The organism is Nocardiopsis sp. RV163, assembly GCF_001029525.1.
GTDB lineage: Bacteria > Actinomycetota > Actinomycetes > Streptosporangiales > Streptosporangiaceae > Nocardiopsis > Nocardiopsis dassonvillei.
This window is the reverse complement of record NZ_LEKI01000069.1, coordinates 1-26,900: the sequence shown is the minus strand read 5'-3', so window position 1 is coordinate 26,900 and position 26,900 is coordinate 1. Positions and strand designations below refer to the sequence as shown.

The 26,900-nt window shown below is 72.2% G+C and carries 24 protein-coding genes; 12 read left to right on the top strand and 12 right to left on the bottom strand.

Annotation, left to right across the window (positions count from 1 at the left end; genetic code table 11):
• Window positions 1-68: 68 nt before the first annotated feature.
• Complete coding sequence (gene tal, locus ABD54_RS14040) at window positions 69-1,175, bottom strand: transaldolase (protein WP_047869932.1); 1,107 nt, start codon at window positions 1,173-1,175, stop codon at window positions 69-71.
• 99 nt (window positions 1,176-1,274) lie between these two features.
• Complete coding sequence (gene tkt, locus ABD54_RS14035) at window positions 1,275-3,368, bottom strand: transketolase (protein WP_047869931.1); 2,094 nt, start codon at window positions 3,366-3,368, stop codon at window positions 1,275-1,277.
• Window positions 3,369-4,047: 679 nt separating this feature from the next.
• On the opposite strand from tkt, the gene ABD54_RS14030 reads away from it, so the two are divergent.
• Window positions 4,048-5,013 (top strand): heme o synthase, encoded by a 966-nt coding sequence (locus tag ABD54_RS14030; RefSeq protein WP_047869930.1) that lies wholly within the window; start codon window positions 4,048-4,050, stop codon window positions 5,011-5,013.
• Window positions 5,014-5,145: 132 nt separating this feature from the next.
• The gene (locus ABD54_RS14025) at window positions 5,146-6,432 is read left to right on the top strand and encodes a PrsW family intramembrane metalloprotease (RefSeq protein WP_047869933.1); all 1,287 of its coding nucleotides are present in this window, start codon (window positions 5,146-5,148) and stop codon (window positions 6,430-6,432) included.
• Here ABD54_RS14025 and ABD54_RS14020 read toward each other — a convergent pair.
• The 4 genes from ABD54_RS14020 to ABD54_RS14005 form a co-directional block, all read right to left on the bottom strand.
• Window positions 6,368-7,480, bottom strand: a complete 1,113-nt coding sequence (locus ABD54_RS14020) for a heme A synthase (protein WP_047869929.1) — start codon at window positions 7,478-7,480, stop codon at window positions 6,368-6,370. The genes ABD54_RS14025 and ABD54_RS14020 overlap by 65 nt on opposite strands.
• A gap of 208 nt (window positions 7,481-7,688) precedes the next feature.
• Complete coding sequence (locus ABD54_RS14015; protein ID WP_047869928.1) at window positions 7,689-7,883, bottom strand: hypothetical protein; 195 nt, start codon at window positions 7,881-7,883, stop codon at window positions 7,689-7,691.
• A gap of 169 nt (window positions 7,884-8,052) precedes the next feature.
• The gene (locus ABD54_RS14010) at window positions 8,053-9,003 is read right to left on the bottom strand and encodes a DMT family transporter (RefSeq protein WP_047869927.1); all 951 of its coding nucleotides are present in this window, start codon (window positions 9,001-9,003) and stop codon (window positions 8,053-8,055) included.
• A gap of 6 nt (window positions 9,004-9,009) precedes the next feature.
• On the bottom strand, window positions 9,010-9,411 hold the full coding sequence (locus tag ABD54_RS14005) for a hypothetical protein (RefSeq protein WP_047869926.1): 402 nt from the start codon (window positions 9,409-9,411) through the stop codon (window positions 9,010-9,012).
• A 124-nt stretch (window positions 9,412-9,535) separates the two neighbouring features.
• Between ABD54_RS14005 and ABD54_RS14000 the strand changes: the two genes are divergently transcribed.
• The gene (locus ABD54_RS14000; protein WP_047869925.1) at window positions 9,536-10,228 is read left to right on the top strand and encodes an RICIN domain-containing protein; all 693 of its coding nucleotides are present in this window, start codon (window positions 9,536-9,538) and stop codon (window positions 10,226-10,228) included.
• A gap of 18 nt (window positions 10,229-10,246) precedes the next feature.
• On the opposite strand, the gene ABD54_RS13995 is transcribed toward ABD54_RS14000, so the two are convergent.
• Both ABD54_RS13995 and ABD54_RS13990 read right to left on the bottom strand, forming a co-directional pair.
• A complete protein-coding gene (locus ABD54_RS13995) occupies window positions 10,247-11,086 on the bottom strand; it encodes an ABC transporter permease (RefSeq protein WP_047869924.1) in 840 nt (279 codons plus the stop codon).
• Window positions 11,086-12,027, bottom strand: a complete 942-nt coding sequence (locus ABD54_RS13990) for an ABC transporter ATP-binding protein (protein ID WP_047869923.1) — start codon at window positions 12,025-12,027, stop codon at window positions 11,086-11,088. The genes ABD54_RS13995 and ABD54_RS13990 overlap by 1 nt, the downstream gene beginning before the upstream one ends.
• Window positions 12,028-12,333: 306 nt before the next feature.
• On the opposite strand from ABD54_RS13990, the gene ABD54_RS13985 reads away from it, so the two are divergent.
• From ABD54_RS13985 to ABD54_RS13950, 8 genes are read left to right on the top strand one after another with little or no spacing between them, the layout of a single operon-like run.
• Window positions 12,334-13,110 (top strand): metalloregulator ArsR/SmtB family transcription factor, encoded by a 777-nt coding sequence (locus tag ABD54_RS13985; protein WP_047869922.1) that lies wholly within the window; start codon window positions 12,334-12,336, stop codon window positions 13,108-13,110.
• 19 nt (window positions 13,111-13,129) lie between these two features.
• A complete protein-coding gene (gene sufB, locus ABD54_RS13980; protein WP_047869921.1) occupies window positions 13,130-14,542 on the top strand; it encodes a Fe-S cluster assembly protein SufB in 1,413 nt (470 codons plus the stop codon).
• A gap of 1 nt (window position 14,543) precedes the next feature.
• Window positions 14,544-15,704, top strand: coding sequence for a Fe-S cluster assembly protein SufD (gene sufD / locus ABD54_RS13975; protein WP_047869920.1), 1,161 nt, complete (start codon window positions 14,544-14,546; stop codon window positions 15,702-15,704).
• Window positions 15,697-16,032 (top strand): non-heme iron oxygenase ferredoxin subunit, encoded by a 336-nt coding sequence (locus ABD54_RS13970; protein WP_047869919.1) that lies wholly within the window; start codon window positions 15,697-15,699, stop codon window positions 16,030-16,032. The genes sufD and ABD54_RS13970 overlap by 8 nt, the downstream gene beginning before the upstream one ends.
• A gap of 8 nt (window positions 16,033-16,040) precedes the next feature.
• Window positions 16,041-16,802, top strand: a complete 762-nt coding sequence (gene sufC / locus ABD54_RS13965; RefSeq protein WP_047869918.1) for a Fe-S cluster assembly ATPase SufC — start codon at window positions 16,041-16,043, stop codon at window positions 16,800-16,802.
• A 3-nt stretch (window positions 16,803-16,805) separates the two neighbouring features.
• Entirely contained in the window at window positions 16,806-18,107 is a 1,302-nt protein-coding gene (locus ABD54_RS13960) for a cysteine desulfurase (protein WP_047869917.1), read from the top strand.
• Between the two features lie 19 nt (window positions 18,108-18,126).
• Window positions 18,127-18,603, top strand: coding sequence for a Fe-S cluster assembly sulfur transfer protein SufU (gene sufU, locus ABD54_RS13955; protein ID WP_047869916.1), 477 nt, complete (start codon window positions 18,127-18,129; stop codon window positions 18,601-18,603).
• The gene (locus ABD54_RS13950) at window positions 18,603-18,971 is read left to right on the top strand and encodes a metal-sulfur cluster assembly factor (RefSeq protein WP_047869915.1); all 369 of its coding nucleotides are present in this window, start codon (window positions 18,603-18,605) and stop codon (window positions 18,969-18,971) included. Before sufU ends, ABD54_RS13950 begins: the two co-directional genes overlap by 1 nt.
• Before the next feature lie 204 nt (window positions 18,972-19,175).
• On the opposite strand, the gene ABD54_RS13945 is transcribed toward ABD54_RS13950, so the two are convergent.
• Together ABD54_RS13945 and ABD54_RS13940 are read right to left on the bottom strand one after the other, a co-directional pair.
• Window positions 19,176-19,550 (bottom strand): hypothetical protein, encoded by a 375-nt coding sequence (locus tag ABD54_RS13945; RefSeq protein ID WP_047869914.1) that lies wholly within the window; start codon window positions 19,548-19,550, stop codon window positions 19,176-19,178.
• 254 nt (window positions 19,551-19,804) lie between these two features.
• The gene (locus tag ABD54_RS13940; protein WP_047869913.1) at window positions 19,805-22,129 is read right to left on the bottom strand and encodes a hypothetical protein; all 2,325 of its coding nucleotides are present in this window, start codon (window positions 22,127-22,129) and stop codon (window positions 19,805-19,807) included.
• 725 nt (window positions 22,130-22,854) lie between these two features.
• On the opposite strand from ABD54_RS13940, the gene ABD54_RS13935 reads away from it, so the two are divergent.
• A complete protein-coding gene (locus ABD54_RS13935) occupies window positions 22,855-23,745 on the top strand; it encodes an SGNH/GDSL hydrolase family protein (protein WP_047869912.1) in 891 nt (296 codons plus the stop codon).
• Window positions 23,746-23,809: 64 nt separating this feature from the next.
• Here the strand turns inward: ABD54_RS13935 and ABD54_RS13930 are convergent, their stop codons facing one another.
• Both ABD54_RS13930 and fabF read right to left on the bottom strand, forming a co-directional pair.
• Complete coding sequence (locus ABD54_RS13930) at window positions 23,810-24,991, bottom strand: EAL domain-containing protein (RefSeq protein ID WP_394324542.1); 1,182 nt, start codon at window positions 24,989-24,991, stop codon at window positions 23,810-23,812.
• 591 nt (window positions 24,992-25,582) lie between these two features.
• Complete coding sequence (gene fabF, locus ABD54_RS13925) at window positions 25,583-26,821, bottom strand: beta-ketoacyl-ACP synthase II (RefSeq protein ID WP_047869910.1); 1,239 nt, start codon at window positions 26,819-26,821, stop codon at window positions 25,583-25,585.
• Between the last annotated feature and the right edge of the window lie 79 nt (window positions 26,822-26,900).

Here is a 26,900-nt window from a genome sequence, read left to right as displayed (position 1 = left end):
CTCTCGGCCAAGCTCGACAAGCTGTCCTGAGCAGCGCGGCCGTCCCGGCGACGGGACGGCCGCGCTGCTCAGGACAGCTTGTCGAGCTTGGCCGAGAGCGCGCTCAGCAGGCTCTCCCAGGACTTGACGAACTTGTCCACGCCCTCGTCCTCCAGCACGGCGAACACGTCGGTCAGGTTGACCCCGGCGTTCTCCAGCGCCGCGAAGTCGGCGCGGGCCTGCTCATAGGTGCCCAGCACGGTGTTGCCGGTGATCTCGCCGTGGTCGGCGGTGGCCTCCAGCGTGGCCTCCGGCATCGTGTTGACGGTGTCGCGCGCCACCAGCCGCGCGACGTAGAGGGTGTCGTCGTAGGAGGGGTCCTTCACACCGGTGGAGGCCCACAGCGGCCGCTGCGGCGTGGCGCCGTGCTCCTCCAGGGCCTTCCACTCGGGGGAGGCGAAGACCTCCTGGTGGGCCTCGTAGGCCAGGCGGGCGTTGGCCAGGGCGGCGCGGCCCAGCAGGGACAGCGCCTCGTCGGTGCCGATCTCCTTCAGGCGCTTGTCCACCTCGGTGTCCACGCGGCTGACGAAGAACGAGGCCACCGACTGGATGCGGGACAGGTCGTGGCCGTTGGCGCGGGCCAGCTCCATGCCCTCCAGGAAGGCGTCCATCACCTGGCGGTAGCGCTCCAGGGAGAAGATCAGCGTGACGTTGACGCTGATGCCCTCGCCCAGCACCCGCGTGATCGCGGGCAGGCCCGCGGCCGTGGCCGGGATCTTGACCATCAGGTTGGGCCGGTCCACCATCCACCACAGCGCCTTGGCCTCGGCCACCGTGCGCTCGGTGTCGTTGGCCAGGCGCGGGTCCACCTCCAGGGAGACGCGCCCGTCCACGCGGCCGGTGGAGTCGTAGACCGGGCGCAGGGTGTCCGCGGCCCAGCGGATGTCGTAGGTGGTGATCATGCGCACCGCCTCCTCCACCGACACGCCCCGCACGGCCAGCTCGTGGACCTGCTGGTCGTAGGCGTCGCCCTCGGCGAGCGCCTTGTCGAAGATGGTGGGGTTGGAGGTGACGCCGACCACGTGGCGGGTCGACATCAGCTCGGACAGGTTGCCCGAGCGCAGCCGCTCACGGCTGATGTCGTCGATCCAGACGGCCACGCCCGCCTGGGACAGGTCGCGGAGTGCGTTGCTCATGGGTTCTTCCGCCTTCCTGGGGGGCGGAGCGCCGCCCCCGGTCACACACGTCAGAGGAGGACGGGCCCCGCCGGGATCCTCCGGCGGGGCCCGCCGGGGTCAGCTCCCGGCCTTGGCGATGCTCTTGCGGGCCGCCTCGACGACCGCCTCGGTCGTGAAGCCGAACTTCTCGTACAGGACCTGGTACGGGGCGGAGGCTCCGTAGTGCTCCAGGCTCACCGACTCGCCGGCGTCGCCGACGTACTCGCGCCAGCCCAGGGCGATCCCGGCTTCCACCGACACGCGGGCGCGCACGGAGGAGGGCAGCACCTGCTCGCGGTACTCCTCGCTCTGGCGCTCGAACCACTCCACGCACGTCATGGACACCACGCGGGTGGGCGTGCCCGCCTCCTGGAGCGCCTTGCGGGCGTCCAGGGCGATCTGCACCTCGCTGCCGGTGGCCATGATGATCACCTCGGGGGCGTCCCCGTCGGCCTCGGCCAGCACGTAGCCGCCCTTGACCGCGCCCTCGGCCGAGGCGTACTCCTCGCGGTCCAGGACGGGCAGGTTCTGGCGCGTCAGCGCCAGAGCGGACGGGCGGTCGCCCCGCTCGATCACCGAGCGCCACACCACGGCGGTCTCGTTGGCGTCGGCCGGCCGGATCACGTCCAGGCCGTAGATGGCGCGCAGCGCCCACAGGTGTTCGACCGGCTGGTGGGTGGGGCCGTCCTCGCCCAGACCGATGGAGTCGTGCGTCCACACGTAGGTGACCGGCAGCTGCATGATGGCGGCCAGCCGGACCGCGGGGCGCATGTAGTCGCTGAAGACGAGGAAGGTGCCGCCGTAGGGCCGGGTCGGGCCGTGCAGGGCCATGCCGTTGAGGATGGAGCCCATGCCGTGCTCGCGCACGCCGAAGTGCAGCACGCGCCCGTAGGGGCTGCCCGGGAACATCTCGCTGGCGCGGTCGAAGGGAAGGAAGGAGGGCTCGCCCTTGGGCGTGGTGTTGTTGGACCCGGCCAGGTCGGCCGAGCCGCCCCACAGCTCGGGCAGCAGCGGCGCCAGGGCCGAGAGCACCTCGCCGCTGGCCTTGCGGGTGGCCATGCCCTTCTCGCTGGCATCGAAGGTCGGCAGGGCCTTCTCCCAGCCCTCGGGCAGCCTCTTCTCGACCAGGCGGTCGAACAGTTCGGCGTGCTCCCCGGCGCTGTCGTGCCAGGCCTTGAACTCCACCTCCCAGGCGGCGCGGGCCTCGCGGCCCCGGTCCACCGCGCGGCGGGTGTGCTCGATCACCGCGTCCTCGACGCCGAAGGGCTCGTCGGGCAGGCCGAGGATCGCCTTGGTGGCGGAGATCTCGTCGGCGCCGATGGCCGCGCCGTGGATGGCTCCGGTGTTCTGCTTGTTGGGCGCGGGCCATCCGATGACGGTGCGCAGGCGGATGAAGGTCGGGCGCTCGGTCTCGGCCTTGCCGCGCACGATCGCCTGGTACAGGGCCTCGACGTCCTCGACGTACTCGCCGGTGGCGCTCCAGTCGACCTCCTCCACGTGCCAGCCGTAGGCGCGGTAGCGCTCGGCCACGTCCTCGGAGTGCGCGATGCGGGTGTCGTCCTCGATGGAGATCCGGTTGTCGTCCCAGATCATGATGAGGTTGCCCAGCTGCTGGGTCCCGGCCAGGGCGCTGGCCTCGTGGCTCACGCCCTCCTGGACGTCGCCGTCGGAGCAGAACGCGTAGATGTGGTGGTCGAAGGGGCTGGCGCCCGGACCGGCCTCGGGGTTGAACAGGCCGCGTTCGCGGCGGGCGGCCATGGCCATGCCGACCGCGTTGCCCACGCCCTGGCCCAGCGGACCGGTGGTGGTCTCCACCCCCGGCGTGTGGCTGAACTCGGGGTGGCCGGGGGTGCGGCTGCCCCACTGGCGCAGGCTCTTGAGGTCGTCCAGTTCGAGCCCGTATCCGGCCAGGTAGAGCTGGATGTACAGGGTGAGGCTGGAGTGGCCGATCGACAGCACGAAGCGGTCACGGCCCGTCCACTCCGGGTCCGAGGGGTCGTGGCGCATGACCTTCTGGAAGAGGAGGTAGGCGGCTGGCGCCAGGCTCATCGCGGTGCCGGGGTGTCCGTTACCCGACTTCTCGACCGCGTCCATCGCCAGGGCCCGGACCGTGTTGACGGCGCGGAGGTCGAGGTCCGACCACTCCAGGGTTTGCGGGGTGTGGGCGTTCACGGACTTGCGTCCTCCTTCTCGGGCACCCCCCGCGCCCGGCGGCCGGAGCGCGGGGTGTGTCGGTTGCGTTCGTTCTCGAACCGCCGCCGGAACCGGGGCGGCTCGCCGTGCGGGTGGGGCCGAGTACGGCGGGAACGCGCACCCGCTGCTGTTGAGGGCGCGGACGCGGCGTCCCCGGGCGACGGTCGCCGCGGGCTGGAGACCACGACGGATTCGGCCACGATCGAGCCTATCGTCCGCTACCCGGGATGTCGTTGCCCGACACCTCTCATTACCGGCCGGTAGGGGTTCGGGAACCGCCTCCCGGGCGAACCCGGGCGGTGCGGCCACCGGCGGCCCGGCCGCGGGGCGGGGGCCCCGGGCGGTGCGTGGCGGGCTGGAAGCGGGTCGGAGCCTGTGCGACCCTTCAGAGCACCCGGCGGACCACCGCGCGCATCCGGGCCCGAGGACCAGCGGTTTTCCTTGTGAGGGGGCTGGTCTCAGGCTCGCGTGAGGAAGTACTACAGTATGTCGTTGACGGGGTTTCCGCCGATCCAGACGCTTTGTCGGTCCGCCGGCCCCCGCGTGGCGAGCAGTGTCGAAACCCCTAGAGTTGTCGAGGTATCCGCGTGTCTGAAACCGAGCCGGTGGCCCCCGGGGGGACGCGAGAGAACCGTCCGGCCGTGAGGACCGGGTACTGATGGCCCTCACCAACCGCGCCCCGCGGACGAACCCGAACGGCGACCGGCCCCAGGCCCCCGGCGGTGCCTCGCTGGGCGCCCGCGTCCGCGCCTACGTCGCCCTTTCCAAGCCCCGCGTCATCGAGCTGCTGCTCATCACCACCATCCCGGTGATGTTCGTCGCGGCCGGGGGAGTGCCGCCGCTGTGGACCGCGGTCGCCACCCTGGTGTTCGGCACCATGTCGGCGGCCAGCGCGAACGCGATGAACTGCTACATCGACCGCGACATCGACCGTGAGATGCGTCGCACCCGCCAGCGTCCCGGCGCGATGGACCTGGTCACCCCGCGCGGAGCCCTCGTCTACGGCCTGGTGCTGGCCGTCGGCTCCACCGTCGGGTTTGCCCTCCTGGTGAACGTGCTCTCGGCCGTGCTGTCGGTCTTCGCGATCCTGTTCTACATCTTCGTGTACACGCTGCTGCTCAAGCGGCGCACCGCGCAGAACGTGGTGTGGGGCGGCATCGCCGGGTGCATGCCGGTGCTCATCGGCTGGGCCGCGGTGACCGACAGCCTGGACTGGGCCCCGTTCGTGCTGTTCCTGGTGGTGTTCTTCTGGACGCCGCCGCACACCTGGACGCTGGCCATGCGCTACAAGGAGGACTACGCGCAGGCCAAGGTGCCGATGCTGCCCGTGGTCGCCACCGACCGCCGGGTGCTGCTGGAGTGCGTGCTCTACAGCTGGGCCACCGCGGTCGTGTCGGTGCTGTTCTGGCCGGTTGCGGGCACCACCTGGTTCTACGGCGCGGTCGCCGTCGCCCTGGGCGCGCTGCTGATCGTCCAGGCGCACCGCCTGCTCAACCGCTCCCGTGCGGGCGTGACCGGCGCGCAGCTCAAGACGATGGGCTTCTTCCACCTGTCCAACGCCTACCTGGCGCTGCTGTTCGTGGCGGTCACCGTCGACCCCCTGATCGCGGGCGTCCTGGGCTGAGGCCGCCCCGCCCGCGGGCGGTGTCCCGTCGGGGGCCGCCCACGGGCGTCCGGGCCGCCGCCGGTCGGGGCCCGCGCGGTCGGCCGGGGGCGAAAGCCGTGGTCGGCCCGCTTCCCGCTACGATCGGTGCCCATGCCCCGTCTCGACAGCAAGGCCATCCTCCAGGGCCGACGCTCGCGCTACTCGATGACCCTCGTCCTGGGCACCACCGTCAGCGTGGTCTGCATGATCGGGATGCTGGTCTACCTGTGGCTGCTCGCCCTCGCCGGGGGAGCGGCCGCCGGGATCGACGGAGGGCTCGGCTTCGCCGTCAGCCTCGTCGCCGCGGTCATCCCCGTGTGCATCCTCGTGCCGCTCACCCTCATGCTCGACCGGATCGAGCCCGAGCCCGGATGGGTGCTGTTCTTCGCCTTCGCCTGGGGCGCGGGCGTGGCCGTGGTGGTCTCCCTGCTGCTCAACAGCTGGGGCCTGGCCCACGTCACGGTGCCGCTGTTCGGCCGCGACCTGGGCGACTTCCTGGGCACGTCGGCGGTGGCGCCGCTGGTGGAGGAGAGCGCCAAGGGCGTGGTGCTGCTGATCCTGCTCTGGAGGCGCCGCCACGAGCTGGACACCTTCACCGACGGGGTGATCTACGCGGGGATGGTCGCCACCGGCTTCGCCTTCACCGAGAACATCCTGTACTTCCTCAGCGCGTTCTTCGACGGCACCCTGGTGGCCACCTTCGCCATCCGGGGGCTGATCGCCCCGTTCGGGCACCCGGTCTACACCGCGATGATCGGCATCGGCGTGGCCTACGCCGCCATGCGCTCCGGAGCCCTGCGCCTGCTGGCCCCCGTCGCCGGGTGGGCCGCGGCGGTGCTGCTGCACGGCATGTGGAACGGGTCCACCTACTTCGGCTGGTCCGGCCTGGCCGTCGCCTACATGGTGCTCTTCGGAGTGCTCATGGCGGTCCTGGCGCTGGCTGCCCGCGACCGCCACCGGCAGATCGGCGCGATCGCCCGGTACCTGCCGCCCTACGTCTCCACCGGCCTGGTCAGTCCGGCCGACATCGCCATGCTCAGCTCACTGCAGGGGCGCCGCCGGGCCCGGGAGTGGGCGGCGCGCAACGCCGGACGCAGGGGCCGCGATGCGATGCGCGAGTACCAGCTCGCCGCCACCGAGCTCGCGCTGCTGCACCGCAGGCTGGACGCCGGGCTGCCCGCGTCCGACTGGAAGGTCCACCGGGACTCGTTCCTGGCGCTGATGCACGTGGCCCGGGACACCTTCCTGGGGCGGATGCCCCAGCCGGTCGCCCCGGGCTGGACGGAGAGCCCCACCGACTCCGGCTTCCTGCGCCGGGCCGACTTCGCGCACGTCATCGCCCAGGCGCGGGCACAACAGGACTACGTTCCCCGTCACGGTCAGCAGGGTCCTCGCTGAGCTCCTGGCCCGGCGGCACCAGGCGCGTGGTGGAGAAGTACAGGCGGCAGATCGCGACCCAGGTCAGGGCCGAGCCCAGGACGTGCAGTACCACCAGGGCCTCGGGCAGTTCCAGCGCGTACTGGGTGTAGCCCACGACGCCCTGGAGGACGACGGTGACCAGCAGGAACACGCTGCTCGCACGGACCGGCCGCCGGGCGCCGCCGCGGAAGGCGATGGCGGTGGCCAGCACGGCTCCGGCTGTGGTGAGCCAGGCCAGTGCGGAGTGCAGGCGGGTGACCGCCGCCAGGTCGAACCCCCAGCGGGGGGCCGCGGCGTCGCCGCCGTGCGGGCCGGTGCCGGTGACGATGGTCCCGGCGACCAGCAGGACGAAGCCGACCACCACCAGGCCGATGCTCAGGGCGTGCAGCATGGGGCCCACGGACACCCGGGGCCTGCCCTCGGGCTCCCGGCAGCGCACGTACAGGGCGACCGTGATGAAGACCATCACCATGGACAGCAGGAAGTGCGCGGCCACCGAGGCGGGGTGCAGGTCGGTCCACACGGTGATTCCGCCGACCACGCCCTGGCCCAGGACGCCGAACGGCACGATGACGGCCAGCCGGACCAGGTCGGGGCGGCGCGGGCTCATCCGCATGACCGCGACGAAGGTGATGACGGCGACCGCCAGCACGACGAAGGTGAGGGTCCGGTTGCCGAACTCGATGGCGGCGTTGAGCGCGGCGTGCCCGGTGTCGATGGGCACGAAGCTCTCCGGCGTGCACTTGGGCCACTCCGAGCAGCCCAGGCCCGAGGAGGTGACGCGCACTGTGGCGCCGGTGACGGCGATTCCCGCGTTGACGACGATGTTGCCCAGCGCCCAGGCCCGCAGCGACCGCTGCGTGGGCGTCCAGATCGTGCGCGCGAGCACGACCAGAGCGAGCACTCCGGCGGTCGCGACGGCGATCTGCCAGCCCCACAGGGGGAATCCGAGAAGGGAGACGTCCTCCGCCGCGAGCGGGGGGACCGAGTTCGCGGCCAGCACCGCGGAGGCCGGGGAAACAGACATACGACAGACTGTAGTACATCGTCGCGGGGGTCGGTGTCCGACCCCCGGCAGCCTCCCACCTGCGCCGACGCCGCCGTTGGACATGGGGGAGGGGGCGCCCACTCGCGGGCGCCCCCTCCGTGGCGGCGGGACCCGTCCTCCCGAGCGGGCCCGCGCCGGGGCTCGCCGGTTCGGGAGGGCCCGCCCCCGCCGACCGGTCTGCGCGGTCCTAGTCGACGTGGTTGGAGATGCACTGGTTGAGCAGCTCCACGTTCAGGTTGATCAGGCCGAGGACGCCCTGCTCATTCACGCACGCCTGGTAGACGTCCGTGTCGTGCTCACCTGCGGAGGCGGTCCCGAACCCCATGCCGAGCAGACCTGCGGTGAACAGGGCGGTCATCATCATCTTGGCGGTGGTGCGCATGGCTCCCCCTTCGAATCCGAGCGGACCAGCCGGTTGGCCGACCCACCAGGAAAGATAACCATATGTGTCCATTCGGAAACACTGAGTGGAAAAACTCCTGCCCTCGTCCTCCTAGGCGGGCCGCTCCGGAGGGCGAACCGGGGGCACGACGGCCGCGGACCGGGCCCGCCTAACGCTCTCCGGGGTCCTTCCGGGGCGGCGGGGCGGACGCGCCGTCGGCCTCGGTGGCGCGGTCCTCGCCGTCGCGGGCCGAAGTGCGCGTGGAACCCGCGCTGGCCACGATCACGCAGGCCACCGCGAACCACTGCCACACGGTCAGCAGCTCGCCCAGCACCACCAGGCCCACCAGCGCCGCGGCGGCGGGCTGGAGGCTCATCAGCACCCCGAACACGCGCGGCGGCATCCGGCGCAGCGCGGTCAGTTCCAGCGTGTAGGGGACCACCGAGGACAGCACGCCGACCACCAGGCCGAAGAGCAGCAGGCGCCAGTCGAGCAGGGCCGCGCCCCCCTCGTACACCCCGATCGGCGCCATGACGACCACGCCGACCACGCTGGCGATCGCCAGGCCGGACGCGCCGCTGAACCGCTGGCCCGTCGACGCGCTGAACAGGATGTAGCCCGCCCAGGCCACCGCCGCCAGCACGGCGAACAGGATGCCCAGCGGGTCCATCGAACCCGACTCCAGCCCCAGGGCGACCACGCCCAGCCCTGCCAGTCCCGCCCACACCAGGTCGATCCGGCGGCGCGATCCCAGGATCGCGATGGCCAGCGGCCCCAGGTACTCGATGGTGACCGCGATCCCCAGCGGGATGCGCGCGAAGGCCTGGTAGATGAGGAAGTTCATCATCGCCAGCGCGACGCCGTAGCCGACCACCACCCACCAGTCCCCGCGCGAGCGCGCCCTGAGCGCCGGCCGCGCCACCAGGACCAGGAGCACCGCCGAGGTCAGCAGCCGCAGCCACACGACCGCGGCCGGGGGCAGCACGTCGAAGAGGTTCTTGGCCACCCCGGCGCCGGTCTGCACCGAGACGATGCCGACCATCACCAGCCAGACCGGGGGCACCGCCTCCACCGCTCGGAGCGGGGAGAACGCTGCTTGGGGCCGGGACGGAGTGCTCATGGCGAGTCATCCTACGTTTTCGGGGGTACTCTCCGTCTCCCCGCCGTCCCCGGTCCGGGTCCGGGCCCGGACCGCCCGGTCCCGGCCCCCCGCGGCCCGGGCCTGCTCCCGGGGGCGGGCCACGACCGCGGTGAGCAGCAGACCCCAGGCCGCCGCGGCCACCGCGGGCTGCGCCAGAGTCATGACCAGCCCGTGCACCGTCTGGTCCGCCCGGCCCGTCAGGAGCTGAACCCCGATCCACAGGAACGGCAGCGCCGCCGCGAGCAGGTTCACCAGCAGCGCGGCCCACACCAGTCCGGGCCGGGCGGGCCGCCGCCACAGCATCAGCGCGCCGCCCGCGGCGAGCAGGAGCAACGGCGGGCCGAGGTAGCGGACCGCGATGAACCAGGGGACTCCGAGCGCTTCCATGCCCGGACCCTATCGAGCGCCCACCACTGACGGGCGAACGTGCATCAAACCTGCGAAGTGGTGTGAAATGGTCCGGGCCGTGGATCGACGCGGCCCCCGCCCGTACCCCGCTGGAGTGTCCTCAATGTCCCGACGCCGTGCCCGTTCCCCCCGCGACCACGAACGGTACGTCCCCCGCTGGCCGCTCCTGGCCGGAGCCCTGGCGCTGCTGCTGGTGGCCCTCGTCGGCGGCTACACGGGGGGCCTGCTCGCGTCCGGCGGGGACCGGCCCGAGGAGCCGGAGATGACCACGGCCTCGGGCATCCTGGTCCAGCCGCCCGGGGCTCCCGAGGCCGAAGAGCCCACCGAGGAGCCGTCGGAGGAGGAGGTGGTCCACCCGGCGGGCCTGGACCCCGCGCTCGTCTACGCGGTCCAGAGCGTCCACGGCGGCCGCGTCATGGACGTCGCGGGCACGTCCACCGCCAACGGCGCGCCCGTCCACCTGTGGGACCGCCACGACCAGACCAACCAGCAGTGGCGCTTCATCCCCGTGGACGGGGGCTTCTACGAGATCGAGGGCGTGGGCAGCGGCAAGCTCCTGGAGATCCCCGCCGACCCGGCCGCGCAGCCCGGCGCGGCCCTGCTCACCCGTACCGGCTCGCCCAACCAGCACTGGTCGCTCGTCGAGGTGGGGCCGGGTGTGGTCCGCGTGGTCAACCGGGCCACCGGCCAGGCGCTGGAGGCGCAGGGCGGCGCCCCCGACAACGGCACCAGGGTCGCCCAGGCGCCCGACGGCGGCCACGCCCACCAGCAGTGGCGCCTGCTGCCCCTGAGCTGACCCCGCCCAGGGCCCGGGCTACTCCCAGCGGAAGAGGCGGCTGGCCAGCGCGCCGCAGACCAGCGCCCACACGGCCAGCACCGCGAACGCGGCCGGGCCGGGCGTGGAGCCGTCGGCCAGGACCGTCCGCAGCCCCGAGCTGAGCGCGGTGATCGGCAGCGCCGACGCCGCCTGCTCCAAGGGGCCGGGGAAGCTGCTGACCGGGAAGAGCACGCCGCCCAGGCCCAGCAGCAGCACGTACACCAGGTTGGCCCCGGCCAGGGTCGCCTCGGCCCGCAGCGTGCCCGCCATCAGCAGGGCCAGCGAGCTGAACGCGGCGGTGGCCAGCAGCACCAGCGCCACGGCCGCCAGTACGCCCGCCGGGCTCACCTCGGGCGACCAGCCCAGCATCAGCGCCACCGCGCACAGCACCGCCGTCTGGATCGCCTGCACGCCCAGCACCGCCAGGGTCTTTGCGGCCAGCAGGCCGAAGCGCGGCAGCGGGGTCGCCCCCAGCCGCTTCAGCACCCCGTAGCGGCGTTCGAAGCCGGTGCCGATGGCCAGGCCCGTGAACGACGTGGACATCACCGCCAGCGCCAGCACGCCGGGCGTGAGCGCGTCCACCCGCGCCCCCTCGCCCACGTCCAGCACCGAGGTGAGGCTGAAGCCCGCGAGCAGCAGCACGGGGATCACCATGGTGAGCAGGAACTGCTCGCCGTGGCGCAGCATGACCCGCAGCTCCATTCCGGCCTGCGCGGCGACCATCCGCCACATCGGCGCGGCCCCGGGCGCGGGGGTGAACAGCGAGGCGTCGTCGCCTCCGCGGGCGGGCGCGTCGGCGGCCGCCCGCGCGGAGGCGGTGGAGGTGTGCTCGTGCATCAGTCGCGCAGTTCCCTGCCGGTGAGTTCGAGGAAGACGTCTTCGAGGGTACGCCGCCGCACGCGCAGGTCCTCGGCCAGGACTCCGGCCGAGGCGCACCAGGCGGTGACCGTGGCCAGGAACTCCGGGCCGGGCGTCCCCGCGCCGCCGGGGAAGACCGCGTACTCGCGGCGGCCGTCGGCGGGGCCGTGGGCCTCCACCCGGCTGCCCTCGGGCAGGGCGGCCTCCAGCAGGGCCGTGTCCACCGGGGCCTCGGTGGAGAAGCAGACCTCGCGGCGCTCCCCGGTCAGCTCGGCGGGCGTGCCCTCGGCGACCACGGCGCCGCGGTCGATGATGACCACCTGGTCGGCCAGCCGCTCGGCCTCCTCCATGTAGTGCGTGGTCAGGATCACCGCCACACCCGCCTCGCGCAGGGCCGCCACCAGATCCCAGGTGGCCATGCGCGCCTGCGGGTCCAGGCCCGCGGTCGGCTCGTCCAGGAAGACCAGCTCGGGGCGGCCGACCACGGCGCAGGCCAGGGACAGGCGCTGCTGCTGGCCGCCGGACAGGCGGCGGAAGGGCGTCGCGGCCACCGAGGTCAGGCCCAGCCGCTCCAGCAGCAGGCGGGGTTCGATCGGCCGCGCGTGGAAGGAGGCCATCAGCCGCAGCCACTCGGCGGCGCGTGCTCCGGTGGGCACGCCCCCGGACTGGGGCATCACCCCGACGCGGGGTTTGAGGGCGCCGGAGTCGGCCACGGGGTCCAGGCCCAGCACCCGCACACGCCCGCCGTCGGCGCGGCGGAAGCCCTCGCAGACCTCGATGGTGCTGGTCTTGCCAGCTCCGTTGGGACCGAGCAGCGCCGTCACCGCGCCCCTGCGCGCGCTGAAGGTGAGGCCGGTGACTGCGGTGGTGGCGCCGTAGCGCTTGACCAGGTCGACGACCTCGACCGCGGCTGTGTCCATGGGCCCTGAGTCTACGTGCGGCCCGGCGGAGGGCTTCACCGCCCCGTCCGGGGGGTCCGGGGGCCGGCGGCGCGCCGAACATTCCTGTCCGCATCCCGATACGGCTGTCTCGACATATGGTCGTCGGGAAGGATCTCGGGCCCGTTCCCGTTCGCGTCCGGGGGGTTGCGGGCGCGTGAACCCCCTGTTAGGCAAGGCTGTCCTTGGTGATCAAGTCCATGGGGTCGGGTTTGCCTCGGCGGACTTATTTACGCCACACTGATGTTGTCAAAACCAGGAGCCGCGTCAGAGAGGGAGGGGAAGACCGTGTCCGAGGCGTCCAGTGTGTCCCGTCCCCTCGCCGGAACGGAGCGCGGGGCCGAGACCGGCACCCGCGCACGGGTCGCGCGTCTCATCCTGGAGAAGGGCCCGGTCACCGCCTCCGCACTGGGGGAGCGGCTCGGGCTCACCCCGGCGGCCATTCGCCGCCACCTCGACAACCTGACCGGCGAGGGCATGGTCGAGGCCCGCGACGCCCGGCCCCACGGCGGGCGACGCAGCCGGGGCCGCCCGGCGCGCGTCTTCGCCATCACCGAGGCCGGGCGCGACGCCTTCGTCCACGCCTACGACGACCTCGCCACCAGCGCGCTCCGCTTCCTGGCCGACACGGCCGGTCCCGGAGCCGTCGGCGAGTTCGCCCGCAGTCAGGTCGCCGACCTGGAGCGGCGCTACAAGCCCCTGCTGGACGCTGTTCCCGCCAAGCAACGCGTCCGGCTGCTGGCCGAGGCCCTCTCCAACGACGGCTACGCCGCCACCGCGGGCCGGGCGCCCGCACCCGGCGGCGGCGACCAGTTGTGCCAGCACCACTGCCCCGTCGCGCACGTGGCCGCCGAGTTCCCGCAACTCTGCGAGGCCGAGATCGAGGCCTTCGCGCGGCTGCTGGGCACCCCGGTGCGCAGGCTGGCCACCATCGCCCACGGCGACGGTGTGTGCACCACCCACGTCACCCCCCGGGGCGACGCGGAGAGCGGGGAGGACGGCACCCCCGCGTCCAAGGCCATCCGCCAGGCGGCGGAAGGCTCAGTTCACCACAAGGACGTCTGAGTCCAGGAGGAGTCCGCGCATGACGTCTATCGCGCATCCCGAGCTCGAGGGGATCGGAACATACGAGTACGGCTGGGCCGACTCCGACGCGGCCGGGGCCTCGGCCCGCCGCGGTCTGAACGAAGAGGTCGTCCGCGACATCTCCGCCAAGAAGGACGAGCCGGAGTGGATGACCAAGCTCCGCCTCAAGTCCCTGCGGCTCTTCGACAAGAAGCCCATGCCCAACTGGGGCGCGGACCTGTCCAAGATCGACTTCGACAACATCAAGTACTTCGTGCGGTCCACGGAGAAGCAGGCCGCCTCCTGGGAGGACCTGCCCGAGGACATCAAGAACACCTACGACAGGCTGGGCATCCCCGAGGCGGAGAAGCAGCGCCTGGTCGCCGGTGTCGCCGCGCAGTACGAGTCCGAGGTCGTCTACCACCAGATCCGCGAGGACCTGGAGGAGCAGGGTGTCATCTTCCTGGACACCGACACCGCCCTCAAGGAGCACCCGGAGATCTTCGAGGAGTACTTCGGCTCCGTGATCCCGGCCGGGGACAACAAGTTCGCCGCCCTCAACACAGCCGTGTGGAGCGGCGGGTCGTTCATCTACGTGCCCAAGAACGTGCACGTGGAGATCCCGCTCCAGGCCTACTTCCGGATCAACACCGAGAACATGGGCCAGTTCGAGCGGACCCTGATCATCGTCGACGAGGGCGCCTACGTCCACTACGTCGAGGGCTGCACCGCGCCGATCTACAAGTCGGACTCGCTGCACTCCGCGGTCGTGGAGATCATCGTCAAGAAGAACGCCCGCTGCCGTTACACGACCATCCAGAACTGGTCCAACAACGTCTTCAACCTGGTCACCAAGCGCGCCGTGGCCGAAGAGGGCGCGACCATGGAGTGGATCGACGGCAACATCGGCTCCCAGGTCACCATGAAGTACCCGGCCGTCTACCTGATGGGCGAGCACGCCAAGGGCGAGACCCTGTCCATCGCCTTCGCGGGCGAGGGCCAGCACCAGGACACCGGGTCCAAGATGGTGCACTGCGCGCCCAACACCTCCTCCACCATCATCTCCAAGTCGGTGGCACGCGGCGGGGGCCGCGCCTCCTACCGGGGACTTGTGCAGGTGCAGGAGGGCGCCGACCACGCCAAGTCCTCGGTCAAGTGCGACGCGCTGCTGATCGACACCATCAGCCGTTCCGACACCTACCCCTACAACGACCTGCGCGAGGACGACGCCGAGCTCGCGCACGAGGCGACCGTCTCCAAGGTCAGCGAGGACCAGCTCTTCTACCTGATGAGCCGGGGCATGGACGAGGACGAGGCCATGGCCATGATCGTGCGCGGGTTCGTCGAGCCCATCGCGCGCGAGCTGCCCATGGAGTACGCGCTGGAACTGAACCGGCTGATCGAGCTTCAGATGGAAGGAGCGGTTGGTTAAGTTGACCAGCCCGAGCACCGAACCCAAGGCCCACAGCCACGGCCTGGGGGAGATCCCGTTCTCCAAGTTGGCCACCCACGGGTCCTTCGACGTGAACGACTTCCCAGTCCCTGGCGGCCGCGAGGAGGAGTGGCGCTTCACTCCGATCCGCCGCCTCAAGGGCCTGCACGACGGCAGCGCCGTCGCCGACGGCACCGACAAGCTCGACGTGGACGCCCCCGAGGGCGCCACCGTCGAGACGGTCGGCCGCGGCGACGCGCGGCTCGGCACCGCCGGGTTCCCCGCCGACCGCGTCACAGCCCAGGCCTACACCTCCTTCGAGGAGGCCACGGTCATCACGGTCGCGCAGGGCGCGGCCCTGGAGCGGCCGATCACCGTCAACCGCCAGGCCCAGGGCGGCACGCGCTACGACCAGTTCGTCCTGGACGTCAAGCCGCTGGCCGAGGCGGTCGTGGTCCTCAACCAGACCGGCACGGGCGTGCGCGCGGGCAGCGTGGACATCCACGTCGGCGAGGGCGCGCGCCTGACGCTGATCAGCCTCCAGGACTGGGACGGCGACGCCGTCGACGTCTCGCAGCACAACGCGCAGGTGGCCAAGGACGCCACGTTCAAGTCGATCGTGATCACCCTGGGCGGCGACCTGGTCCGGCTCTCCCCGAAGGTGGCCTACAAGGGGCGCGGCGCCAACGCCGAGCTCCACGGGCTGTACTTCACCGGCGACGGCCAGCACCACGAGCACCGCTCGCTCATCGACCACAACATGTCCAACACCCGCTCGCGGGTGGAGTACAAGGGCGCGCTGAGCGGCAAGGACGCCCACGGTGTGTGGATCGGCGACGTGATCATCGGTGAGGGCACCACCGGCACCGACTCCTACGAGCACAACCGCAACCTCCAGCTCACCGACGACACCCGTGTGGACTCGGTGCCCAACCTGGAGATCTTCACCGGTGAGGTGGAGGGCGCCGGGCACGCCGCCGCCAGCGGCCGCCTCGACGACATCCACCTGTTCTACCTGCGCTCCCGGGGCATCCCGGAGGACGAGGCCCGGCGCCTGGTCATCCGCGGCTACTTCCTGGAGCTCATCAACCGGATCCCGGTCGAGGAGCTGCGCGAGGAGATCATGGCCAAGGTCGAGCGCAAGCTGGCCGCCCATGAGTGAGGCCGGACGCTGGGTGAAGGTCGCCGAGCTCTCCGAGATCCCCGAGGAGGGGGCCCTCGGGGTGGAGACCGACGACGAGACACCCATCGCCCTGGTCCGCAGCGAGGGCGAGGTGTACGCCGTGCGGGACGTGTGCTCGCACGCCGAGGTCCGCCTGTCCGAGGGCGAGGTCGAGGACGGCACCATCGAGTGCTGGCTGCACGGCTCCTGCTTCGACCTGCGCTCGGGGGCGCCGATCAATCCGCCCGCGACCCGGGCGGTCCCCACCTACGACGTGAAGATCGACGGCGAAGACGTGCTCGTCTCGCTGGATGAGAAGAATTCCTGAGGCCTGAAATGACCAAGTTCGAAATCCGCGGCCTGCGCGCCGACGTCCTCATCGGCGAGGACGAGCGGCAGGAGATCCTCAAGGGGGTCGACCTGACCGTCAACTCCGGTGAGACCCACGCCATCATGGGCCCCAACGGCTCGGGCAAGTCCACCCTCGCCTACGCGATCGCGGGCCACCCGCGCTACGAGATCACCGAGGGCGAAGTCCTCGTCGACGGCGAGAACATCCTGGAGATGAGCGTCGACGAGCGCGCCCGCGCCGGCGTGTTCCTGGCCATGCAGTACCCGGTCGAGGTCCCCGGCGTGTCCATGTCCAACTTCCTGCGCAGCTCCGTCACCGCGGTGCGCGGCGAGGCCCCCAAGCTCCGCCAGTTCTCCAAGGAGCTCCAGGGAGCGATGAAGGACCTGTCCATCGACCCGGCCTTCGCCGCCCGCGGCGTCAACGAGGGTTTCTCCGGCGGTGAGAAGAAGCGCCACGAGATCCTCCAGCTGGAGCTGCTCAAGCCCAAGGTCGCCATCCTGGACGAGACCGACTCCGGTCTGGACGTCGACGCGCTCAAGGTCGTCTCCGAGGGCGTCAACCGGGCCAAGGCGGGCGGTGAGATGGGCGTCATGCTCATCACCCACTACACCCGGATCCTCAACTACGTGAAGCCCGACTTCGTGCACGTCTTCGCGGGCGGCCGCGTCGCCGAGTCCGGCGGCCCGGAGCTGGCCGACGTGCTGGAGGCCGAGGGCTACGAGCGTTTCGTGAAGGCGGGCGCGTAACCCATGACCACAGTCCGCGAGTTCGGTCGGGCCGGGGCGGCCACGCTCGACGTCGCGGCGATCCGGGAGGACTTCCCGATCCTCTCCCGGACCGTCCGCGACGGGCGGCCGCTGGTGTACCTTGACTCCGGGGCAACCTCGCAGAAGCCCCGTCAGGTGCTCGACGCCGAACGTGAGTTCTACGAACGCCACAACGCGGCGGTGCACCGTGGCGCGCACCAGCTCGCGGAGGAGGCGACCGACGCCTACGAGGCGGCCCGGGAGACCATCGCCCGGTTCATCGGGGCCGACGCCGGGGAGGTGGTGTTCACCAAGAACGCCACCGAGGGCGTCAACCTGGTGGCCTACGCGCTGAGCAACTCCGCGACCGCCGACGAGGAGCTGCGCCGCTTCCGGGTGGGGCCCGGCGACGAGGTCGTGGTGACCGAGATGGAGCACCACGCCAATCTGGTGCCCTGGCAGCAGTTGTGCCAGCGCACCGGGGCGACGCTGCGCTGGTTCCCGGTGACCGACGAGGGGCGTCTGGACCTGTCGGGGATCGCCGACCTGGTCAACGAGCGCACCAAGGTGGTGGCGTTCAGCCACCAGTCCAACGTGCTGGGCACCGTCAACCCGGTCGGGGAGATCGTCGCCCGGGCCCGCGAGGTCGGTGCGCTGACCGTGCTGGACGCCTGCCAGTCGGTTCCGCACATGCCGGTCGACGTGGCCGCGCTGGGTGTGGACTTCCTGGTCTTCTCCGGGCACAAGATGCTCGGTCCCAACGGGATCGGGGTGCTGTGGGGGCGCCGGGAGCTGCTGGAGGCCATCCCGCCGTTCATCACCGGCGGCTCCATGATCGGCGTGGTCCACATGGAGTACTCCACCTGGGCCGACCCGCCCCAGCGCTTCGAGGCCGGTGTGCCGATGGCCCCGCAGGCCGTCGGCCTGGCCGCGGCCTGCGACTACCTGTCCCGCGTGGGGATGGAGAGGGTCGCCGGGCACGAGCACGCGCTCACCGAGTACGCGCTGGAGCGGATCGGCGCCCTGGAGGGCGTGCGGATCATCGGTCCCGCCGATGCGGTGGACCGCGGCGGCGCCGTGTCCTTCGCAGTGGACGACATCCACCCGCACGACGTGGGCCAGGTCCTGGACGACCTGGGCGTGGAGGTCCGTGTGGGCCACCACTGCGCCTGGCCGCTGCACCGCAGGCTCGGCGTTGTCGCGACCACGCGCGCGTCCTTCTACCTCTACAACACGCCGGAGGACGTGGACGCGCTCGTGGAGGCCGTCAGGGCCGCGCAGAAGTTCTTCGGAACCCGGCCCTAGAGCGAGGAACAGCCTGACCATGCAGTTGGACGCGATGTACCAGGAGATCATCCTGGACCACTACCGCAACCCGCACCACAAGGGTCTGCGCGATCCGCACAACGCGGAGGCGCACCACATCAACCCCACCTGCGGGGACGAGGTGACGCTCCGGGTGGCGCTGACCCCCGCCGAGGGCTCCGGCGGCCTCGATCGCGAGGCCGTGGTCAGCGACGTCTCCTACGAGGGGATGGGCTGCTCGATCAGCCAGGCCAGCACCTCGGTGCTGACCGACCTGCTCATCGGCCGCACCGTCGCCGAGGGCATGACCACCCTGGACGCCTTCACCGAGCTGATGCAGTCCAAGGGCAAGGGCGAGCCCGACGAGGACGTGCTGGAGGACGCCGTGGCGTTCGTCGGGGTGTCCAAGTACCCCGCGCGGATCAAGTGCGCCCTGCTGGGGTGGATGGCCTGGAAGGACGCCGTGACGCAGTCCCTGGAGAAGGAAGCCGTCTGATGAGTGAGAACGAGACGACAACGACCGAGGCCGCCGAGGGCGCCCCCCTCTCCCCGGAGGCGGAGGCGCTGGCCGAGGAGATCAGCGAGGCGCTCAAGGACGTGATCGACCCCGAGTTGGGCGTGAACGTCGTCGACCTGGGCCTGCTGTACGGGGTGAACGCCGACGACAGCACCATCACGCTGGACATGACCCTGACCAGCGCGGCTTGCCCCCTGACCGACGTGATCGAGGACCAGGCCACCAGCGCCCTGGACGAGTTCGAGCGCGAGGTCAAGATCAACTGGGTCTGGATGCCGCCGTGGGGTCCGGACAAGATCACCGACGACGGGCGCGACCAGTTGCGCATGCTCGGCTTCAACGTCTGACACCCGCCGCACGCGCGAAACGGGCCGGCCCCCGCGAGGGGACCGGCCCGTTTCGCGCCCGGGAACGCCGCCGCGGGCTCCGGGGTCCCTTCCGGTCCCGTGGCGTGCGGTGGCGGTCCGCGTCGAGGGGACGGAGCGGCCCCCGCGCGGCCGGCGCGGGGGCCGTGCAGCGTCATGGCCTTCGTGCGCGGGCTCCCGGGGCCGTCAGTAGACGAGGGGGTTGAACTGGGGGGCGGCGAAGGTGCCGCCCGCGTGGAAGTCGACGCTGCGCCCGGCGGGGACCCTGTACTGGGTGGTGGTCTTGGACGGGGAGTTGGCCCACGTGCCCCGGATCGTCACGGAGTAGGAGACGCCGGAGGAGCCGATGCCGGTGCTGGTGCACTGGCCGGGGCTGACCACGAAGGTGGTGAAGTTGCCGAAGTCGGCGTAGGCCGTGTAGTCGGAGGACACGTTGCACAGGCGGAAGGTGCCCGCGGCCGCGGCGGGGGCGGCGGTGCCCACCGCCAGGCCCAGGGAGAGCAGTAGGCCCAGGGCCATGGTGAGGGCGAGGGACTTGCCTCGTGAGAGCACGGCGGACATGGAACTCCTCAGTGTGGTCGTGGATCAGGGGTTGGGACCGCGCCCGGAAGGGGGCGCTGAGTAGTCAACCACATGCGCAAGGCCACTTCTAGGGTTTGTGTGTTTTTGTTCCTGTCTTTGTGTGTATTCATGTGTGCTTCGTGTGTCTTCAGCGGGTCGTAACGCCCTGTCCGCCTGGGCGGCCGGACCTCTGGGCGGCCCGGGCGAGCGAAGAGCGCCCGCCGCCGGGGGCGACGGGCGCTCGTGGCGACGTGCTAGTGCGCGGCGAACATGCCCGCGCGCAGCTCCGCGGCGATGTCGTTGTCACCGCGCAGGGTCAGCAGGTCCACCAGCGACTGGGGGTCGGCGAACGCCTCGTCGTCGCTGTCGGTGGTCCGGCGGGAGAGGATCTTCAGGGCGTCCTCGGTGGAGGCGGGGGCGGTGTAGCCGCTCAGGTGCAGCGCCCGGGCCGTGGGGGAGTGACCGCTCAGGTCGGTGGCGGGCAGCTTGCGCGCGTCCAGCCGGTCCCCGGCCACGGTGATGAACACGCGGTCGCCGGGCTGGGCGGCCTGACGGCGCAGCAGGGGGCGCAGGGAGTCGAACGCCGGCTGGTCGCGCCAGACCAGCACCAGCAGGTCCGCGCCCGGGGCGGTCAGGCACAGCAGCCTCCCGGGCTGGAGGCCCAGGTGGGTGGCGTACCCGGTGGGCACGGCCACGGGAGCGCCGTTGAGGTGGTCGGCGGTGATGTCGATGCGGTGCCACCAGCGCCCGTCCGGGGCGCGGAAGCAGCGGGCCGCCGTTGCGGGGTCGCTCGCACCCGGCCGCGAGGGCGGTGCGGGCGGCGCGACCGGGGACGTGGGCGGCAGGCCGTGGGCCTGTCCGGGGGCCGGGCCCAGCGGCACGACGCGGTGCGGGTCGAGGGCGGCGGCGCCGAAGGCCGCGGGAGCCCGCTCGGGGCCGGTTGCGTGCTGCTGGGAGGGGGCGGGCTCGGCCGGGGCCGCGGACGGCTGGGCGTCCACGCGCCGCCGTATGGGCAGCCCGTTCTCGGTGGTGGCCCCCGACTCCTCCGAGGCGGTGTGGCCCGGGTGGTTGGCGGGCATCTCCATGGGCACCGACGGGTCCGTGAACACGTGCCCGTCCCGCAGGCTCACCCCGGGGGTGCTCAGCAGCCAGGCGCGCAGTTCCTGCTGGCGGATGCCGATGCGGCTGAGCCGGATCCCGGCCTCGGTCATGCTGGGGGCGTCGCCCAGCAGTTCTCGGGTCTGCCATCGCAGCCGGTTGGGGTCGTCGGCGATCAGCCAGCCGTTGTGCATGCGCCGGTCGGTGAACAGGGTGATGATCACCCGCCACAGCGGTGTGTTGAGGGTCGGCACGTCCACCGGGTGGTCGGGGTGGGCGTTGATCAGGCGGTCGATGGTGGTCGCCGCGCCCAACTGCTCGGACAGCTCGCGCAGGTGCTTGGTGATCGCGGCGCCCTCGGGTGCGTTGAGCCAGCGCAGCAGGCGTTCCTCCACCTTGCGCTGGGCGGAGCGGATCTCGGTGACGTCCACCGTGATCTGCTCCGAGAGCACGCGGATGCTGATGGGATCGGTGGCGAACAGGCGCTCGGCGGCCACCGTGCGCTCCAGTTCGGGCCAGGAGCGGAACATCTCCTCGACCAGGTCCACCAGGGGGTGCTGGCCCAGCGCGGGAGCTGGAGGGCGCTCCTGGGCCTGGTCGGGCCGCATGGCCTTGGGCGGACCGAAGCTGGGGCGGCGCAGGGTGCGCCCGGGGCCCAGCAGTGAGCTGCGGAACTGCGAGCGCAGGTCGCCCGCGCCCTCGCCGCGGGCACCGTCGACGTCCACGGCCTCGGTGTTCAGGGCGGAACCGGGGATCATCGCGGCCGAGCTGACCATGGCCGTGGCCGTCTGCTCCGGGACCGCGGCGTCGGAGGGCTCGGCCTCCTCGCCGCGCTGGGCGCGCAGGGCCCGCAGGGTGCGGATCGCGCGCGTCGCCGGGGTCTGCGGCGGGGCCGTGTGTCCGGGGCCCTCGGTCCCCGTTCCGGAACCCGTGGCGGCGGTGAGGTACTCCAGTGCGCTGTGCACGTGCTCGGGCGCGGAGTCGGGCAGCCAGTGGGCGATGGTGCGCACGGCCTCCATCATCAGGGCGGGGGAGGGGGTGGGGCCCCCGGGAAGCTCGCAACAGGGCTGCAGCGCCCGCCAGGCCACCGTGCTCAGGATGTCCATGGGGTCGCAGTCGGCGAGCGCCCACGCGCCGATCTCCTGCGGGCTGGCGGAGATGAGGCGTTCCCAGTCCCCGGCGGTGGCCACGACCGCGCCGCGCACGGGCTCGGAGAGGTCGGAGCAGTCCACCAGTTGGGTGCGCAGGCTCGGCAGGAACTCGGCCAGCGGCAGGTGCGCCCACTGCTCCAGCGCCAGGCGGGCGATGCCGTGCGCGAGCCAGGGCGGCCCCGCGATGTCCAGGACGCGTGCGACGGGCAGCGAGTGCCACCAGCCGTCGATCAGACGGTCGTGGTGGAGCAGGGGAGCCACGTCCGGCGACCTCGACCACCGCAGTGCGGGCGCGAGGTCGACGAGGCAGATCGGAGAGACGGCGTTCATCCGCTGGGGACCTCGACCTCCTGGTGTCTGCACGTGAATTGGGGAGGAACCGCACGGGCCTTCGGTTCGATGCACCACGGTACGCGCCCCTCGCCCGCGGGGACGCCGGACGGGAGGCCGGTCCGTGCGCCAGGGGCGGGCACGGCGGGCCGGGGGACAGGGGTGCCGTGAGCACTCCCCCGAGATCGTACGTCCCCTGACGCCGCATGGGTACCCCCGGGTGTGCCGGGTCCGCCGCGACCGGACCGTGACTGCGTTGTGTGATGACCGTGACGAGGGCGTTCCGGATCCCGGTCCCGAGCGGACTTGTGAGCTACCTCATATCCGATCCCGGCTTCCTCCCGGGGCGGCCGGTCGTTGGTGTTCACGGCGCCTCCACACGGGCGCCCCCAGCGCGCAACGGGCGCGCCGACCGGTCCGGGAAGCGCGGAGCCCGGCGGGGCGTGCCGGCACACTCCGTCCAAGGCACTCCGTCGTCGGCCGCGGGTATGCTGGAAGGCCACTGTCCTTCGCCCGGGCGACCCTTCCGGCCGGACGGCCGCGCCCGGTGGCCGACAGGGGTCGACGGTGTTCCGCGGCCCGACACCACGATTGCCGTACCCGCGCACTTTCCGCGCGCGCAGGCGTGGGACGGTCGAGCCGGATGATTGGTTGACGTGACAGACCTTGAGACGAATCCCCCAGCGGCCGCCCGCCCCCACAGACCGGTACCCATCCGGTCCTACGTGGCGATCGGCGACAGCATCACCGAGGGGATGGAAGACGACAGCGGCCCCGACGGCGAGTACCGGGGTTTCGCCGACCGACTGGCGGAGCACCTTGCCACGGTGACCCCCGACTTCCGCTACGCCAACCTGGGCGTGCGCGGACGCCGGATGCGCCACATCTTCGGTGAGCAGCTCGACCAGACGCTGGCCTGGAAGCCCGACCTGGTCACCGTCCTGGCCGGGGGCAACGACGTCCTGCGTCCGGGAGGGGACCTCGACCGGCTGGCCGAGCACTTCGAGTGGGGCATCCGCCAGCTGCGCGACGCCGGGATCCGCGTGGTGATCCTGTCCGGCCACGACACCGGATGGATCCCGGTCCTGCGCTACTACCGCGGCCGCATCGCCGTGTTCAGCATGCACATGCGCGCCGTCGCCGAGCGCACCGGCACCGAGATCGTCGACCTGTGGGCGCTCAACGCGCTCACCGACTCCCGTGCCTGGAGCGAGGACCGCCTGCACCTCAACGGCGCGGGCCACCAGATCGTCGCCGCGCGCGTCGCCGACCTGCTCGGCTTCCCCATGGGCCCGCCCGAGTCCTGGACCGACCCGTGGACCACCCCGCCCCGCCAGCTGCCCCGCATCCTGCGCCGCCGCGAGAACCGCCGCTGGGCCCGCCAGTACCTGGTGCCGTGGCTGCGCCGCCGCGCCATGGGCCGCTCCTCCGGGGACGGCCGCCTGCCCAAGCGCCCCGAACTGGACTACCTGCACGACGAGGACACCCGGTCCCGGATCGCCAGGAGCATCGAGGAGGGCAAGGCCTGGCAGGGCACCTACGACGGCTTCGACCCCGCCGAGAGCGCCCCCGTCAGCAGCCCCTCGGGCACCAAGGGCCCCGACCCCGTGGACTGAGCGGTCCGCCCGCGCGCGGCGGCGCCCGCACCGGACCCGGTGCGGGCGCCGTCCGCTCCGGCGCTCAGCTTCGCGACAGGGACTGGATGAGGTCGCTGATGTGCACCACGCCCAGACACTGGCCGTAGGAGTTGGTGGCGATCAGGTCGTCGTAGACCCGCTCGTTGTCCTGGCCCGCCACCCGCAGCGCCGCCAGCGCCGACATCCACGCCGGAACCGTGCGCGGGGACTCGGCGAGCCGCAGCGCCGGACGCTTGGCGTGCAGGGCGTGCCCGTAGCGGCCCGTCACCGACAGCAGGAACCGCGTCCTGTCCACGACCCCGACCGGGCGGTCCCGGTGGTCGATGAGGATGACGCTGTTCAGCGCCGGGTCCCCGGTGAAGGACTCCAGCACCTGCTCCGCGGTGGCGTCGGAGTCCAGCCCCACGGGCGGCACCATGAACTCGGTGACCCGGGGCCCTGAGTCATCCTCCCCGCCCTGTCCGGCGCTCGGCTCGGGAACAGGGGTCACCCGCTCACCGGGCCGCCACGCGCTGTCGGCGAAGAACCGCCCCGTGCCCACGCGTATCCCGCAGCGGCGCAGCCGCACCACGTCCTCGGCGCTGCCCACGCCCGAGGCCAGCGCGTACACGCCGCTGCCCCGGCCGATCCGCGCCAGGCCCTCCACCACGGTGGCGTGCCGCTGGTCCCCGGCCACACCGGAGACGATCGCCGGGTCGATCCGCATCAGGAACGGTGCGGCCTCGACCACCAGGTCCGGGCGCACCATCGCCGTCCCGAACCCGCACCGGAAACCCGCCGCGCGCATCCGGGAGACCCCCGACACCACGGTCCCGCGCGCCAGCTCTGCCATGTCCGGGCTGAGCATGAAGGTGATGTCGCGCGGTCGGCGGCCCGCACGGCGCAACAGGCTCTCCACGATGGGGGCGAACCCCTCCCCGGCCAGGATTCGCGCGGGCAGCGGCAGGACCATCGGCAGCAGGCTCTCGGACACGGAGGTCTCGCGGACCAGGGCCAGGAGCCACTCGGCCACGGCCGCCTCCTCCTGGGGGGACACCTCCGCGTAGGAGCCCCGGGCGGAGGGCGGCGGTGAGGCGGTTACCTCGACGGCCACCACGGTCCCCGAGTCCAGGTCGACGACGGGCTGGTAACCGGGAGCGCCCGGGGCGCGGCGGGCCACCGCACCCGGCCCGTCCGGATGCGCCGTGGGCGTGTGTCGGGGATGCAGCGCAGTCACAGTTCTCATGGTGCCCCCGAAACGGCCCCGCCTGAAGGCCTGTCCTCGGCTGTTCCCCTGCACTTCACCGGGGCGTGGGGAGAGCGGTGGGGGGGCGTTAACCCCTGCGGAGCAGGACGGGGAGCGGCGATCCGCCCCCAAGGCGGATCGCCTCCCACCGGATGAACCCGACCCGCACACCGCCGCTGGGGCCGGTGCTGGCCCGACGGGCGTCGGTTCGGGCGAGAACCACGTCCGGGCCGGCCCGGCGCCGGGCCGGCGGGAAGTGGTGTCGGGCCCCGCTGTGTGACCGCGGCGAAGCCCGCACAGCAGGGGCGGGAGCTGAGGTGAGACCGATGGCGGCACCCCGGCCTCCGCTGTTGATCCGGGTCGGCGACCGGCGACGAAGCGGAGAGCCCGAACCGAAGGGAAGGATATCCCCGTTCCAGGTGGTGGAGAAGCCGAGCCCGGAGACAGCCGCGTACCGGGGTCGGGGCGTGCCTCCGGAGGTGTCCGTGCCGCCCGCGGCGCCGCCCGGAGCAGACACGGCACTGCCCGCCGGGTTCGTCCCGGCGGGCAGTGCCGTGCGCTCGGACGCGGAGGGGCCGCGTCCGGCGGAGGTCAGGCGCGGCGGAAGACCACCGCGATGTTGTGGCCGCCGAACCCGAAGGACTCGTTGATCGCCGCCACGTCGCCCGCGGGAACGTCCCGGGGCTTGTCGCGGACGATGTCCACGGTCACACCCGGGTCGAGCTCCTCGATGTTGATGGTCGGCGGGATGCGTCCGTCGTGCAGCGCCAGGATGGTCGCGATCGACTCCACGGCGCCCGCGCCGCCCAGCAGGTGGCCGGTCATGGACTTGGTGGAGGTCACCGCGACGCGGTCGGCGACGGAGTCGCCCAGCGCGGTGCGGATCGCGCGCGTCTCGCCGACGTCCCCGGCCGGGGTGGAGGTGGCGTGCGCGTTGACGTGCACGATGTCCTCGGGGGTGAGGTCGGCGTCGGCCAGGGCCTGGGTGATGGCACGGGCCTGGCCGACGCCCTCCGGCTCGGGCTGGACGATGTCGTAGGCGTCGTTGGTGTAGCCCACGCCCGAGGCGTGCGCGTACACGCGGGCCCCCCGGCGGGCGGCGTGCTCGGCCGACTCCAGGATGAGGATGCCCGCGCCCTCGCCCATGACGAAGCCGTCGCGGTCCTTGTCCCAGGGGCGGGAGGCGTGCTGCGGGTCGTCGTTGCGCGTGGACAGTGCGCGCATGGACGCGAACGAGGCGATGTTGAGCGGGTGGATCGCGGCCTCGGTGCCGCCCGCGATCACCACGTCGGCGCGCCCGGAGCGGATCATGTCCACACCGTTGGCGATGGCCTCGGCGCTGGAGGCGCAGGCGCTCACCGGCACGTGCGAACCGGCCCGGGCGGTGTACTCCAGGCTGATCGCGGCTGCGGGGCTGTTGGGCATGAGCATGGGCACGGTGAAGGGGGAGACCCGCTTCCAGCCCTTCTCGCGGAAGGTGTCGTACTGCTCCAGGATGGTGAGGATGCCGCCGATCCCGCTGGAGACCACCACGCCCAGGCGGATCGGGTCCACCTCGGGGGAGCCGGCGTCCTGCCAGGCCTCCTGCGCGGCGATCAGCGCGAACTGCTGGGTGCGGTCCAGGCGGCGCATGCGCGGCCTGGGGAGCTTCTCGGAGGGTTCCTGCGCGATCTGTCCGGCGAAGTGCACCGGGAGCTTCTCGTGCCACTCCTCCGGCAGCATGCTGATACCGGAGCGGCCGTCGAGGAGCGCGGACCATGTGGTCGCGACGTCACCCCCGAGGGGGGTGGTGGCGCCGAGGCCGGTGACGACGACATCGGTCTTGGACATGATCCGATCGCCCTTCTCGTGGGTCGTTCCCGGCTGCGGGGCCGGGGGCGTTGGCGGATGTGGGGAAGCGGGTCGTGGC

Bases quoted from the DNA above. Each gene is read 5' to 3' on its own strand.
- ABD54_RS13940 (WP_047869913.1), bottom strand. From the start codon at position 22,129: ATGAACGCCGTCTCTCCGATCTGCCTCGTCGACCTCGCGCCCGCACTG.
- ABD54_RS13990 (WP_047869923.1), bottom strand. From the start codon at position 12,027: ATGGACACAGCCGCGGTCGAGGTCGTCGACCTGGTCAAGCGCTACGGC.
- tal (WP_047869932.1), bottom strand. From the start codon at position 1,175: ATGAGCAACGCACTCCGCGACCTGTCCCAGGCGGGCGTGGCCGTCTGG.
- ABD54_RS14005 (WP_047869926.1), bottom strand. From the start codon at position 9,411: ATGGAAGCGCTCGGAGTCCCCTGGTTCATCGCGGTCCGCTACCTCGGC.
- ABD54_RS14010 (WP_047869927.1), bottom strand. From the start codon at position 9,003: ATGAGCACTCCGTCCCGGCCCCAAGCAGCGTTCTCCCCGCTCCGAGCG.
- ABD54_RS13930 (WP_394324542.1), bottom strand. From the start codon at position 24,991: ATGAGAACTGTGACTGCGCTGCATCCCCGACACACGCCCACGGCGCAT.
- ABD54_RS14030 (WP_047869930.1), top strand. From the start codon at position 4,048: ATGGCCCTCACCAACCGCGCCCCGCGGACGAACCCGAACGGCGACCGG.
- ABD54_RS13950 (WP_047869915.1), top strand. From the start codon at position 18,603: ATGAGTGAGAACGAGACGACAACGACCGAGGCCGCCGAGGGCGCCCCC.
- ABD54_RS14000 (WP_047869925.1), top strand. From the start codon at position 9,536: ATGTCCCGACGCCGTGCCCGTTCCCCCCGCGACCACGAACGGTACGTC.
- sufB (WP_047869921.1), top strand. From the start codon at position 13,130: ATGACGTCTATCGCGCATCCCGAGCTCGAGGGGATCGGAACATACGAG.
- ABD54_RS14015 (WP_047869928.1), bottom strand. From the start codon at position 7,883: ATGCGCACCACCGCCAAGATGATGATGACCGCCCTGTTCACCGCAGGT.
- ABD54_RS13995 (WP_047869924.1), bottom strand. From the start codon at position 11,086: ATGCACGAGCACACCTCCACCGCCTCCGCGCGGGCGGCCGCCGACGCG.
- ABD54_RS13945 (WP_047869914.1), bottom strand. From the start codon at position 19,550: ATGTCCGCCGTGCTCTCACGAGGCAAGTCCCTCGCCCTCACCATGGCC.
- ABD54_RS13960 (WP_047869917.1), top strand. From the start codon at position 16,806: ATGACCACAGTCCGCGAGTTCGGTCGGGCCGGGGCGGCCACGCTCGAC.
- ABD54_RS14025 (WP_047869933.1), top strand. From the start codon at position 5,146: ATGCCCCGTCTCGACAGCAAGGCCATCCTCCAGGGCCGACGCTCGCGC.
- sufU (WP_047869916.1), top strand. From the start codon at position 18,127: ATGCAGTTGGACGCGATGTACCAGGAGATCATCCTGGACCACTACCGC.
- fabF (WP_047869910.1), bottom strand. From the start codon at position 26,821: ATGTCCAAGACCGATGTCGTCGTCACCGGCCTCGGCGCCACCACCCCC.
- ABD54_RS14020 (WP_047869929.1), bottom strand. From the start codon at position 7,480: ATGTCTGTTTCCCCGGCCTCCGCGGTGCTGGCCGCGAACTCGGTCCCC.
- sufC (WP_047869918.1), top strand. From the start codon at position 16,041: ATGACCAAGTTCGAAATCCGCGGCCTGCGCGCCGACGTCCTCATCGGC.
- ABD54_RS13970 (WP_047869919.1), top strand. From the start codon at position 15,697: ATGAGTGAGGCCGGACGCTGGGTGAAGGTCGCCGAGCTCTCCGAGATC.